The organism is Alteromonas sp. MmMcT2-2, assembly GCF_022348305.1.
GTDB classification, from domain to species: domain Bacteria; phylum Pseudomonadota; class Gammaproteobacteria; order Enterobacterales; family Alteromonadaceae; genus Alteromonas; species Alteromonas macleodii.
The window spans coordinates 19,827-35,527 of record NZ_JAKRFA010000025.1 but is presented as its reverse complement, the minus strand read 5'-3'; the positions used below and the strand labels follow the sequence as shown (position 1 = coordinate 35,527).

The following is a 15,701-nucleotide window of genomic DNA, read 5'->3' as shown; positions in this document are numbered from 1 at the left end:
AAAACGCCACTTCATAGAAGTGGCGTTTTTTATTGGTAACGATCAATATGAGTTCGGCGTTAATCTATTCAAGAAAACCATTACGCCGAGCGCTCTTATTGAATTTAAGCCAGACAGGCTACTTTTCATGCTCTGATAAAAAAGCGATAAGCGCAGCTTCGTCCCATACCTCCACATCTAGCTCTTGTGCTTTAGTTAATTTGGAACCCGCTTTTTCTCCTGCAACTAGGAAGTCGGTATTCTTACTTACAGAACCTGCCACTTTAGCACCAAGTAACTGCAGACGGGCTTTCGCATCAGACCGCCCCATTTCACTAAGCGTACCGGTAATAACGCAGGTTTTACCTTCAAGAGGCAAATTATCCGAATCTGGCTTTTCAATAGCTGGCCAGTTAATTCCTTCTTTTAACAGCGCATCAATAACATCGGTATTGTGTGACTCGTTAAAGAAATTGAAAATGTGGGTAGCCACCACTTCACCTACGTCTTGGACTTCAACCAAGGCTTCAAGTGACGCTTCGCGAATCGCCTCCAAAGTTTCGAAGTGCGCAGCCAAGTTTGCCGCAGTAGCCTCGCCAACCTCACGGATCCCCAACGCATAAAGAAACTTGGCAAGCGTTGTTTGCTTTGAAGCTTCAAGCGATGCCAGTAGCTTACTGGCAGACTTTTCAGCCATGCGCTCTAGCCCAACAACATCGCCTAACGAAAGCGTGAAAAAGTCGGCGGGACTGTGCACAAGATCAGCGTCAACTAACTGATCGACTAACTTGTCGCCCAGACCATCAATATCGAATGCTTTACGCGAAGCAAAATGCTTAAGCGCCTGTTTGCGTTGTGCGGCACAAATTAATCCACCGGTGCAACGAGCAACCGCTTCATCTTCTAGTTTTTCAACCTGCGAGTCACAAACCGGGCATTGGCTTGGGAAGGTAATGTCAGTTTCACTTCCCGTGCGATTGGCTTTTACCACAGACACCACCTGAGGAATAACGTCACCCGCACGGCGAATTACTACGATGTCGCCAACTTTAACGCCTAATCTGGAAATTTCGTCTTGGTTGTGAAGTGTAGCATTCGACACAGTTACTCCACCCACAAACACGGGCTCTAAACGAGCAACCGGCGTGATCGCACCAGTCCTTCCTACCTGAAACTCAACGTCCAGTAACTTAGTCACTTCTTCTTGTGCAGGAAACTTCTGCGCAATCGCCCAGCGAGGCGCTCGAGCCACAAATCCAAGGGTATTTTGCAGGTCAATACGGTTAACCTTAAACACAACGCCGTCAATGTCATACGGCAAACTGTCGCGCTTTTCTAAAATGTGGTTGTAGTAAGCCAAGCAGCCCTCACCGCCCTCGGCGGTGTCGATATCAGGGCACAGCGGCAGCCCCCAATTACCCAATTGCTTAAGGCGCTCGCTGTGTGTTGTGGGTAATTCAAAACTTTCAGGTTGCACTACGCCTAGCGAATAAGCATAAAACATCAGCGGGCGCTTGGCCGTAATTTTAGAGTCTAGCTGTCGTAAACTGCCAGCAGCAGCATTACGAGGGTTGGCAAAAACCTTACCCCCCGTTTCTTTTTGGTGTTCGTTGAGTTTTGCAAAGCCCTCACGAGGCATAAACACTTCACCGCGCACTTCTACGCGCTCAGGATAATGCTCACCACGAAGCGTTAACGGCACATTAGAAATGGTACGCACGTTAGCCGTGATATTCTCGCCTACCTGACCGTCACCACGGGTGGCAGCACGCACTAATTCGCCATTTTCATACAGAATACTTACCGCTAAACCATCTAGCTTGGGTTCGCAGCTAAAATCTAACGTTGCCGAATCTTTTAGTCTGTCTTTTAAACGTTTTTCGAAGGCAAGCAGTGATTCTTCATCAAAGGCGTTATCCAGCGACAGCATAGGAACATCATGGGTAACTTGTTCAAAGGCCGATAACGCTGCGCCCCCTACTTTTTGACTGGGAGAATTCGGGCTTTGAAGCGTAGGATATTGTTTTTCTAGCGCAATAAGCGCCTGCATATCTCTATCATATACTGCATCAGGAACCGAAGGGTCATCCATCACATAGTACTGATAGTTGTACTCATTAAGTGTGTTGCGAAGTGTTGCTATTTGTTGCATTGCTTGTTCTAAAGAATCTGACATGGAGTTGTTGTCACGCCGTTTAAATAGTTAAAAGTATTACAATTCGTTGCCAAGGCCTATTCGCCCAAGCCGCTGTATGTTCCAAATGGGCTGTAAAAACCTGATCTATTTCAGTCAGGTTGTGAAACGTACAGCCACGCTACAATGCTATGGCTTGCTAGCCCTTGTTATACATCAAAGATCAATAGACCCTAATCAACAGAAAAGGACCTGGGTATGAGCCAAGTCCTTTTTTGTTTTTGCACCTACATGAATAATCCACAAGATTGAGGCGCAAGTGATAAATTAACGCTAGCTGCGCGCAATCATACGCTTGCGCTCGAACTCACGAATTTTCTCGACGTATTGCTGTAAGCCCTGCTTCGTTAATACGCTTCGGCGTCCATCAAGTACTTGTGCGCCGAACTCATCTGCCAATTTGCGGGCTGCATTGTGCATCATGTTAAACACTTGATGAGGGTCACCCTCAATAGGCAATATCATAAACAGTGAAATACCTTGGGTTTCAAAGTTCTCTAGGTTATCAATATCGAAAACCCCAGGCTTAAACATGTTGGCAAGGCTAAACAACACTGGCCCTTTGCCATTTGAGTTTACGTGGCGGTGGAAGATGTCTTGATCGCCAAATTTAAACCCTAATGTTAATAACATAGGTAATAGTGCAGCGCCTGAAATGGGCTCGCCTTCTGGCGTTCTTACATTTAATACTAAAACCTCGGGTTCAATCGACGACTTAGCGGTCTTTGGTGTACTTCCAGCACCATCATTGCCTGACTCATTAGCACTAAAGCTTTCATCGCCGAAATCAGCGCTAGCTGCTTCGCTGGTGTCAAAATCAATACGCATTTGATCGTCACCAAAATTCGGCTCTTCACGTCTTCTCACTGGCGTTTTGCTTCGTTTGTTACGTGCAAAACGTCGCGGCTGTTCATTTTCTTCATGAACATCGCTGGATGAAACAGACTCTTCGGGTGCATCTAAACTAAAATCAGCAACTTCTCTTTCGTTTTTAGCCGGCGGCTGCACTGTTTCAGGCTCTTCCTCCAGCGTTGGGTCGATATAAAACTTCTGTGCAGGACGAACTGGCTCTGCACGCCCTCTTTCTTGATGACCGCCCGCCTGACTCTGAATTGGGTCATGCGATTGCGCGTTATCCGCTCTCTCTTGAATACTTGGAGCATTTGGCTGTTCGCTTTCTTCACGCTGAGCATGCGACGCTAAAGACGTTTCCTCTTGCTCTTCGCCTTCACGAAGTAAGAAGCCTGGAGGTTCAGGGAACGCGGCAAGGTTTTGGTCGCCTCTGTTAGCACCTTTGGTTGATGCGCCATCGGGTCGGGCTTGGCCTTTCATGTGTGGCTTCGGATTCGTAACCACAGAGCCATAGAGCTTTGGTGCTTTCTCAGCTTCTTCATTCCCGTCAGACGGCATAGCGGAATTACCAACGCTGCTTGGGCGTTTACCCGCATGCTCACCGTGTGCGCCCTCTTTTCCATCACCGTGCTCTTTTGAGGTGGCATGTTGAGACAAGCTATCGTCGTCATCAGTTTCTTCGCTGCTGTAAGCATGTTTTTCATTGATATCGTGATGCGCAGGGCTGTTTGCCGTATTCGTCGATACGTTGCTTGCAGCCTCATGCTCTTGGTTTTGTGATTTGCTAACCACGCGCACCGCGCCAATGCCAAGCTCGTCAAAGCCTTCTTGCTCATCTGACTCGAAATCGTTGTCATCATCTTGCCACTGACGGGGCTCTAAGCGCTCTTTTTCCGAAGGCTTACTGTTTTTACGAATTTTCCAAATACCATGGGCAAGCACTGCGATGATAAAAACCGTGCCTCCAAGGAGTAAAAATAGACGTAATTGATCTTCCATTTAATTTCTTTCGCCCTTTGTTATGCTTCTGCGAAGGCTACAGCCTCGTCCACATCTACCGCCACCATGCGCGAAACTCCCGGTTCCGCCATGGTAACACCGGTGAGGTGACTGGCCATTTCCATCGCTATTTTATTGTGGGTGATATAAATAAACTGCACTGTTTGTGACATTTCTGACACTAAGTTACAAAAGCGCCCTACATTTGCATCATCCAATGGTGCATCTACTTCATCCAGCAAACAAAATGGAGCCGGATTTAATCTGAAAATAGCAAACACCAATGATAAAGCGGTTAGTGCTTTTTCTCCACCGCTTAAGAGGTGAATCGTACTATTTTTCTTACCAGGGGGGCGAGCCATTATCGTCACCCCAGTTTCTAACAAATCGTCATCGGTAAGCGCAAGATACGCCGAACCGCCCCCAAACACTTTGGGAAATAACGTTTTAAGGTCTTCGTTAACCTGTTCAAAGGTGGTAGAAAAGCGCGTGCGGGTTTCTTTATCAATTTTACGAATGGCCGACTGTAGCGTTTCCAAGGCTTCAGTAAGGTCGTTGTGCTGTGTATCTAAATGTGACTTTCTTTCCGACTGGGTTTCATACTCTTCAACTGCGGCTAAGTTCACTGCACCTAAGCGCTGCAAATTAGCCTGCGTTTTTTCAAGGTCTTCTTGCCAGCGCTTCTCTTCGGCATCTTCAGGTAAGGTTTCTAGAATGCTCTTCAGCGACTGCTGCGTTTCATCAAGCTGTTCTAAAATCGTATTCGCACGTACCCGGTAGCCTTCAATATCGATATTAAGTTTATCGATGTTTGTCTGTCGCGTTTGAATGTCTTTACCCAGAGCTTGATGCCCTTTTTCGGCTTCTCGCAACCACTGCTCTATATCTTCAAGACTACTTTGCTTAGCACTTTTCAGTTGTTCTAATTCCGCTTTGTTTTCCAACAGCGACTGAAGCTCTGCTTCTTGAATTTCTTCAGGAGACGTCAGCTGTGTAAGTTCTTTTTGTAATCTTTCTTTGTTTTTTATGTACTCTTCACGCTGCTGAAGGTTACGTGTAACCTGTTGGCTATATAAATTCTGGTGGTTCTCTAGTTGCTGCTTCTTAAGTGCAAGCTCATGATTTTGCGACGTTAATGTATCAACTAACGCGCGCAACTCTGGCGTAGTTCGCTCATTTGCATCACGCTTAGCGTTCACATCGTCAATGTGTACTTCGTGTTCAAGAATTTGTGCCTCTTGAAGCTCTAATTTTTCCGAAAGCTGAGCTAACTGCTCTTCTTCTTTCGCTAACATTAACTCTTGCTTTGCTAACTCGTCATTAAGTTTGGCAGTGCGTGTAGACTGCTGCTCTTGCTGCATTTCAAGCAAAGAAAGTTTATTTTTAATCTGTGCGCGCTGGTTTTCTTTTTCACCCAAGGCGCTCTGAATAGCCTGCTTTTGCGCTTCGCTCTGTTCAAGTGCCTGTTTGGCGCGCTCTAGTGAATGCTCAATCTCATCTATAAGGCTTTCAGTTTCTTCAATGCTTTCTACCAGTCCCTTAATTTTGTTCGCCCGTTGCAAAGCACCGTCGCTTGCTTCGCCAGGTTTCACTACCCACTGCGAGCTTGCCCACAACCCTGAAGGCGAGATTGCGCTAGTAAACCCCTTGGCTAGGCCTTCAGGTTCATCTTCTTTATCAAGAACGCTTACAAAAGCCCTTTCAATCGTTGTCGCAAGTTCGTCATCGTTGCTACAAAGGTAAATGTCATCAAAAAATGCGGGAACACGCTGTGTTGACGATTCATTTGTGCTAGATTCAGTTAATAAAGCGTGTGCAAGTGAACCCGATCTGGCAGTGCTTACAAACGCCTTATCGGTAAACACTTTAATGCCGCTTGGCAAATTATCTTGGTTTTGCAGCAGTGCCTGTATGTCATGGCTTTTGGCAACAACGGGGTCTTTTGCGTGTTGTAAAATCGATTCTACACAAGGTGCAAGAGTTTGGTTAGAGCTAAACTGCTGCCACAGCTTTTCTATCCCGTCTAACATTACGTCTTCATTATTTGAGGCATCTTGTTGAAGCGCTTCTAGCGCAGCTTTTGTGGACAGTGCAGTTTGTAACTGGCCCTGGGTATCACGGCGCTTCGCTTCTATTGCGTTGACTTCGTCTTGTTGCTGCGACACCTTTTTATTGGACTCTTGAAGTAATTGTTTAGCTTCATCAATGTCAAAATCGAGTTCGCTACACTGTTCTTCTAAAAGCGTTATCCGACTGACAAAATCTTCTTCGTCTAGCTGTTTTAGCTCGTCTTGTAGTTCGCTGATACGCAGAGAAGTGCGTAACTGCATGCTCATCGTTGACTGAATTTGGCTATGGTATTGCTGAACATTCTGACGAAGTTGATTGTAGGTTTGTTCTTGCGCTCGCGCTTGTGCGTTAAATTCTCTTAGCGCTTGTTCAGCGTCTTCAAAACGCTCTTTGGCATGCTCTAACTCTGCTTCCTTAAGGGCAAATTCAGGCTCAATGTTTTCAAGCGCCTCGTTTGATACCGCAAGCGCTTCCTGTGCCTCATCAATAGAGTGGTTAAGCAATTCGTGTTGCTCGCTAATTCGTGCTAACTCTTGCTCTACCTGACCTTTGCGTTGTTTTGCGTGCAGCGCATTTTGCTCTAGTCGCGTTATTGCGTTACTGGTAGTAAACAGCTGCTGCTGAAGATCATCTATCGTTTGTTTTGTTTCCAGCTGCTTAGTTTTGTACGACTCAAGCCCAGCTTCGTCGCCCTGTAGCCGGGCCACTAAGTCATCCACTTCTAACTGGAGTGATTGCTGCTGTTTTTGCAGCGCTTCAATATGTTCACTATTTTTCAGAAAACGAAGGGCTGCTAACTGGCCTTTCAGCTCTCTGGCTTGTGCACGTAGCGTTTTGTATCGAGTAGCCGCAGCAGCCTGACGCTGTAATTTTTCGAGCTGCTTGCCTAATTCGTCGCGCACATCATTCAAGCGTTCAAGGTTATCTTGCGTGTGCCTTATACGGTTCTCTGTCTCTCTGCGGCGCTCTTTGTACTTTGAGATACCCGCGGCTTCTTCTATGAATACACGCAAATCCTGTGGCTTAGATTCAATAAGCCGAGAGATCATACCTTGCTCAATGATGGCGTAAGACCGGGGGCCTAGCCCTGTTCCTAAAAACAGATCGGTGACATCACGCCGGCGACATTTAGTGCCGTTTAGAAAATAGGTAGAGGTGGCGTCCCGTGTAACTAAGCGTTTAACAGATAGCTCATTGTAGTTGGCAAATTCACCTGCTATCCGCCCTGCACTGTTGTCGAAAACAAGTTCAACGCTACATTGCCCCACTGGCTTACGAGACGAAGAGCCATTAAAAATCACGTCGGTCATTGCATCGCCGCGTAAGTTTTTGGCAGAACTTTCACCTAAAACCCAACGTACAGCATCAATGACATTCGACTTGCCGCAGCCGTTAGGGCCTACGATGGCGGTCATTTCGCCGGGGAATGGAATGGTAGTTGGCTCAACAAAGGACTTGAAACCCGCAAGCTTAATCTTTTTAAGCCTCACACATCATCCCTCTTAAACACAAAGCTGCACGCGGTATCGCCTTGATATTAGCCAGAAACCAGCTAACCATCGGCTGAAATAGCAGTTGATGTAGAAATGATACAATCACACGGAAGATTCTTTTGTTATTATGCTCCGACTCTACCAAATCTAACAGCTTGTAACAATTACCATTTCACTGAGTTAGGCAGAGAATACGCCAAGCGCGTATGATAGAGCAGATAGTTAACAAACACAGCGTTTCAAACGCGAAGGAGTACGAATGAGTTCAGGCGGTGTACATTATTTCTTTGAAGGCTTTTCGCTCATAAAAACCAAAGGATTAAAGCGTTTTGTTTTTGTACCCCTAACAATAAACTTAGTGCTTTTTTCTGTGGCTTTTTACTTCTTATTTGGCCAAATAGAAATGGGTATCGCTTATGTGATTGATCTTGTACCTGAATGGTTAGGCTGGATAAAAACAGCGATCAGCTTTTTCTTGTGGCCCCTAGCAGTCATCAGCGTATTGCTCATTTTCGCAGTGATCTTTGGCACACTCGCAAACTGGATTGCAGCGCCGTTTAATGGCGTTCTATCTGAAAAGGTTGAGCGTCACTTAACGGGTCAAGATTTAGGTGACGAGGGCGTGATGTCTTTAGTTAAAGACATTCCTCGAACAGTAGGCCGCGAACTCACCAAGCTTATCTGGTATGTACCTCGCGCTATTGGTTTTTTGTTATTGTTCTTTTTCCTGCCCATTATTGGGCAAGTCTTGTGGTTCTTATTTAACGCCTGGATGATGGCAATTCAGTACTGCGATTATCCATACGACAACCACAAAATAGATTTTACGCGCATGCGCCTGCACCTTGGCGAACACAAAGGGAAAGCGATGACGTTCGGAATGATGGTGAATATATTCTCACTTATTCCCGTGGTTAACTTTATCGTTATGCCCGTAGCAATTTGTGGTGCAACGTCTATGTGGGTAAGAGAGCTTAAAGATACACTCGCCAAATAGTGGCGAGTGCATTGTTTTAGTAATGAGAGCTGCGGTTATTTGCCACCAGTAAACGCTTCGTATTCAGCTAACCAGTGTGCGGCTTCTTTTTGGTTGCCGCTATTGTGGAACGCCTGGAAAAAATTCATTGAAATAGGTCGCTGGGCATTTTGTTTTTCCAGCTGCTGCTGCCACAGTACCAAATATAAAGGCGGGATCACGCCGCTATCGTGATGTTCCATAAAGGTAATTCTGCGACTGGGCTTATAGCTGTTTTTCCCCAATACGGTGCACGTTTTGGCGCGTGCAATAATGGTTGCAGGATCTATCTCTAGCCAATTTTCAACCGTTTCGTGAGGTGCGTACCAATACTCAGAGTCTACGATTAGGTTTGGTGGTTCAAAATCGCTTATTCCATCTTCATCGCACAGCCTATTCGCCATGCCCTTGCCAATAAGATATTCGTCAGCGAAGCCTGCGAAGTGCGCTAGCTCATGAACAAACACTGAATAAGCGTCACTGATGTCTAAGTACATTACGCCGTTTTGAACATTTGCCTTACCCTGCTCTGCCACTACTACTGCATGACTAAATTTCTGCTTTTTCGCAATGCTTGCCAAAGGAGTAATTCTACAGCCTAAGATCCCAGCGTTCTTATAATCCGGATCGCAGCTTAGTACATCGGGTTTAAGCCAAATAGGCGGGGCCAGGCAAATAGAAAGGTTCTGCAGACGCTGGTCGTCATTGAATGAGTTATAAAGACTGTGAGCACGCATGATAGTAGCTAAACTGGTAGCAAAAGGCTGAATACGCTGAAGGCATTTCCCTTCATTCTCCCAGTTAAATGAAGGAGACTGCTTTAGTGCTTGCTGTATAGAATACGGCGTGTAGAGATTGATGGCCTCTAAGGCTTTTTCCGCTTGAAGATGCCCTTTCTTCGCTGCAAAGCTAAAATGCTGCTTGGCCTCAGAAAATTCCTCTTCGTCCCACAGAAGGCGAGCATACTTAAATGCACTTTGCATGTCTAAAGTTGCTGTTGCTGCGAGCAGTGGTTTCGCTAGTTGTTGTTGCCCGTGTAGAAGATACCAATCGGCCAATGCGGCCTGTGCGGGTACGTAGTTTTGTGAAGCCGCGCGTACCAGCCACTTCTCACGTTTTTCTGGCGAATCGGTAGACATTGCAAACGCAAGCTGTGCTTCTGCGACCTCGCCGAGCGCCGCTAAGCGCATAAAGCGCTGTGACGCACCTTCTTCACCTAATATTTGGTACAGCAGCCATGCAGCGTCTGCGTTTTCAAGATTAACAAGTTTTTCTAGAAAATAGGTTGCAGTGGCTTCATCGATATAGTCAGTAGCAATGAAGCCTGCGTTATACGCACGCTCAAATTCACCGAGCAAGCGTGCCTGTGCATTTTCACTGCCCTGCTTTGCAGCTAACCAAAGTAGCGCTAGTGCATCATGCTTAAGGTGATAGTTAGAATAATTGAAACGTTCGGTATTAGCCGAAGTTTGAGCGTCGGGAGAAGATTCTGTGCTGTCCTGTCCGCTAACCTGTGCCATGCCGTCGGCAGCATTTACTGAAGCAGAGCTCGCCTCTTCAGTTGGGTCGCTATCTGACACTAGGCTTGCCGGCGCAAGCACCTTGCTTGCATTAGCAATTAGTTGCGGGACATAGCGTCCGCTATCGCCCGCAACTATGAGCAGTGCGAACACTGCTAAAAATAAGCCTCGCATAACGCTTGCTGTTTACTCTTCGCTAACCAAATCGCTGCTAGCTAGTTCACGCAAACGGTTAAGTTCCATTCGTGCGTAGCGGTGTTCAACGTAATCGAAAACGTTGGTGCTTAATGCAAGCTTGAAGTAATTTGATGCAATACCGCTGTTGCCGCGCTGGGTATGAAATTTACCTAAGTAAAAATACGCTTCACACAACCTGTCTGTTAACGCTTTTTGGCTTTTCACACCGTCTAACAATGAGTTAAGTACATCGTTCTCATCGACAGTACCTAAAAACAAATCCACCAGCGTAGTAGCCCAATGCTGGTTGTCCAGCGTTGGTCGAATAGAAGCTAAGTATTTTTGTCCTTCAAGCTCTGACACGTCGTGATGCGCAAAATAGGCCCACAGAGCGCGAAATGGATCGCTGTCATCTTTTTCAAAAAAGCGGTTAAGATCGTTGGTCGCGAGTTCGGCGCGGCCACCGTAATAAAGCGCAATACCGCGATTTAGGAACGCGAAATCATACTCTGGGTTGATTTCCAGCGTAGAGTCGAATGCGTCGTAAGCCTGAATAAAGTCGTTCTGCTGAATATAGTGAATACCCATAGAATTATAGGCTTCAGCCAAATCTGGCTTTAAATTAATGGCTTGGGTGTAATCAAACTGCGCTAAGCCCGATAAGCCCACGCTGTCGTACAACATGCCTCGTTGAAAGTGCAGTTCAGCTTTGTCTTCATCTGATAACGCAGGGCTGGTAAGCACCTGATTGTAACGAGCAATAGCCATTTCGGAACGAGGATTAATGGGCGCAGGTTCGGCTAAAAGCAGGTTTCCCATTTGTGGTCTTTCTGAAACAGGTGGTGTTTGCGCACAACCGGTTAAAATAGCAGCGAATAGAGAAAAAAAGATGAGACTAACGTTTCTGCACATGGTAAAAAAGCATTCTATAAAAAAAGAAAAAACCGCCTGAGTATTAAGTATACGCTTATTGCGGCGCTAATGCCGCCAACCTTCTCGCATTTGATGATAAAAGTAAAGCGTATTGGGTGGTTAACACAGGTAGCTATGAAGAAAAATAATTTAGAACAACTATCACAACTTGCTTTTGACGCACAGAAAAACTCACACTCACCTTATTCCAACTTTAAAGTTGGTGCTGCGGTGCTTACTCCAAGTGGCGAAACCTTCTCTGGTTGTAATGTAGAAAGTGCTGCTTTTCCATTAGGACAATGCGCTGAAGCCACAGCTATTGGCAATATGGTCACACAGGGACAAAAACGTATTTCGCATATCGTTATTGCGAGCCCGAACGACGAGTTTTGCTTTCCGTGCGGTGGATGCAGACAGAAAATTGCTGAATTTGCCCCAGATGAAACTCCCGTTACCATGGTAAGTCAAAACGGCGAGACATTCGAAACCACCATTGGTGAGTTACTTCCAAATGCCTTTAGAGCACACGATTTAGACAAATAAGTCATTCCTAAAATACTGTTCGTAATCGAGGCTCGAGCAAGTTTCACCGCCTTTACCTCGTTTACGAAAGGCGCTTTTTCAAACGGTAGTACACTTTGGTGTGTTAAGTGCTTTGGGTTGGCGTTTGGTAAAATTGTTGTTTGCATAATGTTCCCCCTTTTTTCACTAACCGGGGGAACTGATATAAAGGGGTGAATAAATGTGAACGTTTTTATTTAACGTTGACGTTTTACAATGAACGAAAGGTTAACTTTTATTTTGGTTACTCGGCTTTTCGCCTTCACGAGTAGGCTCTGCAGACATCTGATTGGCGCGGTTTTCTTCTTGGCGTTTATTCAGCTTAGCAGCGGCCATAAATCCAATAAAAAATATGGCAAAAATAACAACGCCTACCCAAATCAAAACATTAAAAAGAAAGTCCATATCATTCCCTAATCACAATTTCGTGAAATAACTTTAACATTTATTTGTTTGGGTAGGTTAATTAGATCACCACTGTAACTGCACCACCAGCTTAGTTATTCAGAAACTTCAACACCAATAGCCATAACAGACTGTACGTCTTTGATGGCTGGCATTTGATTAACCATCATAACCGTGCCCAAGCCCGAAGCCGCCGAGTACGCCGTAGTCCAAGTACAGCAGCCAAAGATGATGGGAAGAGATACCTATCGAGCCAACAATAAAATCACCGCCCCACAAAAAAGCCGCAACCACGCCTACAAAACGAGGCACTACTTTTGTGGCAGAGCAACTAGCGTAATGGATACTACTATTTTGCGGGTTGTAAATATGAATCTTCTGCAGTTTCTGGCTATTGATTCGCTTATCTAAGCTTTATTAGCCAAAAGTTCCTGTAGCGCTTTCGGCAGTATCGCTTGCGCACTCTTTGTTATGCGAGCCTCATTCTTTTGCCACCAAATTCCCGAATATACGACGCCTAAGCCGATCGCTGATAGCGCCACTGGGAAAAGCCAACTATCTTCAAAAACGGTAGAAGCAAGATGCCCTAAATATAAACAGCTTCCCAAAGCACCAAATATGACAAATACACGTCGAACCAACAGAGCACCAGCGCCAATCATGGCAAGGTTTATACAGAAATAGATAAACTTAGACAGTTCGCTGTCTGAATCTTGGCTGGTAAGGCCGCCCCAAAACGCTAAAACGCCGAAAAGATAAAGCCAAAACGCGTAATCTGCTGTGTTTCGTGCTCTGATGTCCACCCAGAACGCCAATAGCGTCATCAACGCGCCAAAGTACATCGACACAAGTGCTCGGAATAGCCACGTGTAGCTGTTCCATAAGTCCTCATGGTCAATAATGAGCATCACAGCGTCCATACTGATATACCAGAGCGTTACCGCAATCGGCATTATTAGGAACGGGTATTTATATCGCCATGCTACGACAAGTCCAGTTACTAGCGTTCCAAGTTCCATATATAACCATAGCCATTTAATGCGGTGGTGAAACTGGCGATAAACCGTATTGTCGTCGGGCCATAGCCCTAGCCATTGCTGAGCTCCGTAGATAGCAATTGGCGTTAAACAAACTACGAACGTGGCACAGATCCCTGCTGGTATTATTAAATGCTTACGCGCAAAGGAATTGGCAAGCTTTAAGCCCACGCCAGCATAAAGCATAGAGATAAATACGATGCCGGCACCACCAAATTGCTCCCAGCCTAAATTCATAAATAGAGTCATGGCGCCAATTGCAATAAGGCCACCTAAGTAGTACAGAATATGGGTGAAGGTAAAAGAGGGAGTATGCTGATTTTCTTCTTGGAAGAAATTGTACAGAGCAATGCCCTGTTGCTCGGAGATGATATTGTTAGCTACTGCTTTTTGAATACTGGCTTTAGATACTTCCATGTACTTCTCTAAATAAGCTTGAAGAGCTGAAGATTATTACTTTACTTTGTTATGGGTAAAAAGCCAGCCTAATAGAAGTTACTCGCTTCCTATCTCGATATCTAATTGCGCTCTATCGATTAGCGTAAAATAGTCTTCATCAGCGTAAAGCTTTAAAAAGATAGACATTGTGATGCTTGTCATTTCATTTGCCGCCTCTTTGAACCCAGTATTAACGTGAAGATCAAAGCCCGTTGGCGATGCAGAACCCATGAACTCTTGAAGTTCAGTGAATTCTTTTATTGCGTCGGCACTTAACCCTAAAATGTACTCAGTTCGCACTGGCGTTTTACTCAGCCATCCTGACTCGGCCGGCAGTGTTTTTTCTGAAATAACCTCAAGATTATACTTAAAACTTCTTTCTTGCTTTGAGGAGCTAACACCCAAGGTAAGCCAGGTGCTTTTTGGTTTTATTTCGGCAGGCTTGTCTAAGTGAATCTTCGTAAGTAAATGATTGGGGTCGAGTTCAACAAATTTCTCCTCATCAAATGAGCGAAACTCAAGCATTGTTGCAATAGGTATATTGGCGCAACTTACTACAAGCAAAGTTAATGAAACAACAAATAATTTTTTGATACTTAACAACAGCGGCTTCCCTTCATTGGTTATTACACGACATGTTCTAGCAATTCTATACAGTTTTCGTCGTTTCTTTTGCAAAAGCTTTTTCAGATTTGTTCCACGTTAAGTGGCCAAAAGCGATACCCGCAATGGGAAAGATGATCATCGCAATGACGAGTTTCCCCCAGACATTTTCGGAAGGCTCGATAAACGCCATAAGTAATGACCATAATAAACCGGTAGAGACTCCCCAGCCTAAAACGCCGTAAACTAGAACGAAGCGCTGTTTTCCTTTTTCTCTTATGCTCGTCCACTTTTCTAATTTCATCGCAGATATCCTTTTTCAATACTAAGCAATCATTGCAAGACAGACGAAAAACACCACAAAGCTTACAAAACCAACAGCAACGGTCCTTCCCTCATCACGACCTGCTCTTGGATATTTTCCGAAGGTCAGCAATTTAAGCACCACATGGCCCGTGCCCTTCAAAACGAATTCCATAATAGCGTCTATGATAATCCACTTTATTACTCTAAGTATAAAGCGGCCCAGCGGTTCAAATACTTCTTCCATAACCTTTACGCGTTTTAACCTAAAACCTGTTCTATAAAAAGCAACAACCACATTGCAAGAACGGCAACGAAGTTGATAGTAAACACCAAACCACGCAATCTAATATTGTCAGTAAATATTTGTACAAGACTATGCAACACCCTGCCAATAACAAATACCCACGCAAGGAAGACTTGTGAATTGCTAATTGGCTCACTTAAGGCAATTAGCAAGGCGCAAACAACGTGAAAAAATAACGGCCACTCAAATTGATTGCTCAGATTCGCACTTACTTTAGGCTGTATATCAGCAAACGGGTTTGAACCATCTTTGTTTTTCCCTATTCCCCATACCGAAGGCGCGCGAGCTAGCGTGAGAAATACGTAGAGCAACGCACAAAGAAAAATGTGCATAAACATAGGGGCTATTAAACTAGACATCTTGGTTTAATTATCTCGTTGTTATCAAATTTCGTCAGCTATCAACGCAACTATCATATCTTTGAACACCTTTCGGCAGACCAAGTGCTACACCGGTGAAAGAGAAAATAAAGATAATCGATATTACAGTTAATCCGGCAAAACTAGACTCGTTTATGTTGGGGCTGACAACTACCGAAAAGGTGTTGATACAAAGCAAAAGCAAGCTTATTTTTGAATACCCTTTAAAGCCTAAAACTCCAGCGAGGACAAGCATTAAAAACGAGCCCGCAACTGCCGGAGTAAATGGCGCTGCGGCCAGTAGCAAACACAAAACCGATATAAGCACAGATAACATTAAGAAGAGTTTTTTCACGTTTTGCCCCTTTTTTGCCGAGCAGCTGAAGATACAAAATAACCACTAAAAGCATAGAGTAAAAACGGCGAATTAATAAACTAAGCACATAATAAAAACCGTTCTGTCGCCACCCATTATTT

At 44.9% G+C, this 15,701-nt stretch carries 15 protein-coding genes; 2 read left to right on the top strand and 13 right to left on the bottom strand.

Annotated elements, in window-relative coordinates:
* Positions 1 to 118 precede the first annotated feature (118 nt).
* From ligA to smc, 3 genes are all read right to left on the bottom strand, one after another.
* Positions 119 to 2,155 (bottom strand): NAD-dependent DNA ligase LigA, encoded by a 2,037-nt coding sequence (gene ligA, locus MHM99_RS14375; RefSeq protein ID WP_239219942.1) that lies wholly within the window; start codon positions 2,153 to 2,155, stop codon positions 119 to 121.
* A gap of 291 nt (positions 2,156 to 2,446) precedes the next feature.
* On the bottom strand, positions 2,447 to 4,024 hold the full coding sequence (zipA, locus tag MHM99_RS14370; RefSeq protein WP_239219940.1) for a cell division protein ZipA: 1,578 nt from the start codon (positions 4,022 to 4,024) through the stop codon (positions 2,447 to 2,449).
* 20 nt (positions 4,025 to 4,044) lie between these two features.
* Positions 4,045 to 7,584 carry a chromosome segregation protein SMC gene (smc, locus tag MHM99_RS14365; RefSeq protein WP_239219938.1) on the bottom strand — a complete coding sequence of 1,180 codons (3,540 nt, stop codon included), beginning with the start codon at positions 7,582 to 7,584 and terminating at the stop codon, positions 4,045 to 4,047.
* 262 nt (positions 7,585 to 7,846) lie between these two features.
* On the opposite strand from smc, the gene cysZ reads away from it, so the two are divergent.
* Positions 7,847 to 8,584, top strand: a complete 738-nt coding sequence (gene cysZ, locus MHM99_RS14360) for a sulfate transporter CysZ (protein WP_239219936.1) — start codon at positions 7,847 to 7,849, stop codon at positions 8,582 to 8,584.
* Positions 8,585 to 8,619: 35 nt separating this feature from the next.
* On the opposite strand, the gene MHM99_RS14355 is transcribed toward cysZ, so the two are convergent.
* The gene (locus MHM99_RS14355; protein WP_239219934.1) at positions 8,620 to 10,296 is read right to left on the bottom strand and encodes a sel1 repeat family protein; all 1,677 of its coding nucleotides are present in this window, start codon (positions 10,294 to 10,296) and stop codon (positions 8,620 to 8,622) included.
* Between the two features lie 12 nt (positions 10,297 to 10,308).
* The gene (gene nlpI, locus MHM99_RS14350; protein WP_014949420.1) at positions 10,309 to 11,211 is read right to left on the bottom strand and encodes a lipoprotein NlpI; all 903 of its coding nucleotides are present in this window, start codon (positions 11,209 to 11,211) and stop codon (positions 10,309 to 10,311) included.
* A gap of 135 nt (positions 11,212 to 11,346) precedes the next feature.
* Here nlpI and cdd point away from each other — a divergent pair, with 135 nt between their 5' ends.
* Positions 11,347 to 11,754, top strand: a complete 408-nt coding sequence (cdd, locus tag MHM99_RS14345; RefSeq protein WP_039220705.1) for a cytidine deaminase — start codon at positions 11,347 to 11,349, stop codon at positions 11,752 to 11,754.
* A 246-nt stretch (positions 11,755 to 12,000) separates the two neighbouring features.
* On the opposite strand, the gene MHM99_RS14340 is transcribed toward cdd, so the two are convergent.
* The 8 genes from MHM99_RS14340 to MHM99_RS14305 all read right to left on the bottom strand — a co-directional run bounded on the left by MHM99_RS14340 (position 12,001) and on the right by MHM99_RS14305 (position 15,579).
* Positions 12,001 to 12,177, bottom strand: a complete 177-nt coding sequence (locus MHM99_RS14340; protein ID WP_239219932.1) for a hypothetical protein — start codon at positions 12,175 to 12,177, stop codon at positions 12,001 to 12,003.
* A 159-nt stretch (positions 12,178 to 12,336) separates the two neighbouring features.
* Complete coding sequence (locus MHM99_RS14335; RefSeq protein WP_239219930.1) at positions 12,337 to 12,489, bottom strand: hypothetical protein; 153 nt, start codon at positions 12,487 to 12,489, stop codon at positions 12,337 to 12,339.
* Positions 12,490 to 12,584: 95 nt separating this feature from the next.
* The gene (locus tag MHM99_RS14330) at positions 12,585 to 13,631 is read right to left on the bottom strand and encodes a DUF2157 domain-containing protein (protein ID WP_239219928.1); all 1,047 of its coding nucleotides are present in this window, start codon (positions 13,629 to 13,631) and stop codon (positions 12,585 to 12,587) included.
* 78 nt (positions 13,632 to 13,709) lie between these two features.
* On the bottom strand, positions 13,710 to 14,255 hold the full coding sequence (locus MHM99_RS14325; RefSeq protein WP_239219926.1) for a hypothetical protein: 546 nt from the start codon (positions 14,253 to 14,255) through the stop codon (positions 13,710 to 13,712).
* A 46-nt stretch (positions 14,256 to 14,301) separates the two neighbouring features.
* Positions 14,302 to 14,559, bottom strand: a complete 258-nt coding sequence (locus tag MHM99_RS14320) for a hypothetical protein (RefSeq protein ID WP_239219924.1) — start codon at positions 14,557 to 14,559, stop codon at positions 14,302 to 14,304.
* Positions 14,560 to 14,580: 21 nt separating this feature from the next.
* The gene (locus tag MHM99_RS14315; RefSeq protein WP_239219922.1) at positions 14,581 to 14,805 is read right to left on the bottom strand and encodes a hypothetical protein; all 225 of its coding nucleotides are present in this window, start codon (positions 14,803 to 14,805) and stop codon (positions 14,581 to 14,583) included.
* Positions 14,806 to 14,819: 14 nt separating this feature from the next.
* The gene (locus MHM99_RS14310) at positions 14,820 to 15,224 is read right to left on the bottom strand and encodes an MAPEG family protein (RefSeq protein ID WP_239219920.1); all 405 of its coding nucleotides are present in this window, start codon (positions 15,222 to 15,224) and stop codon (positions 14,820 to 14,822) included.
* A 34-nt stretch (positions 15,225 to 15,258) separates the two neighbouring features.
* Positions 15,259 to 15,579, bottom strand: coding sequence for a DUF6419 family natural product biosynthesis protein (locus MHM99_RS14305; RefSeq protein ID WP_239219918.1), 321 nt, complete (start codon positions 15,577 to 15,579; stop codon positions 15,259 to 15,261).
* Positions 15,580 to 15,701: the final 122 nt, after the last annotated feature.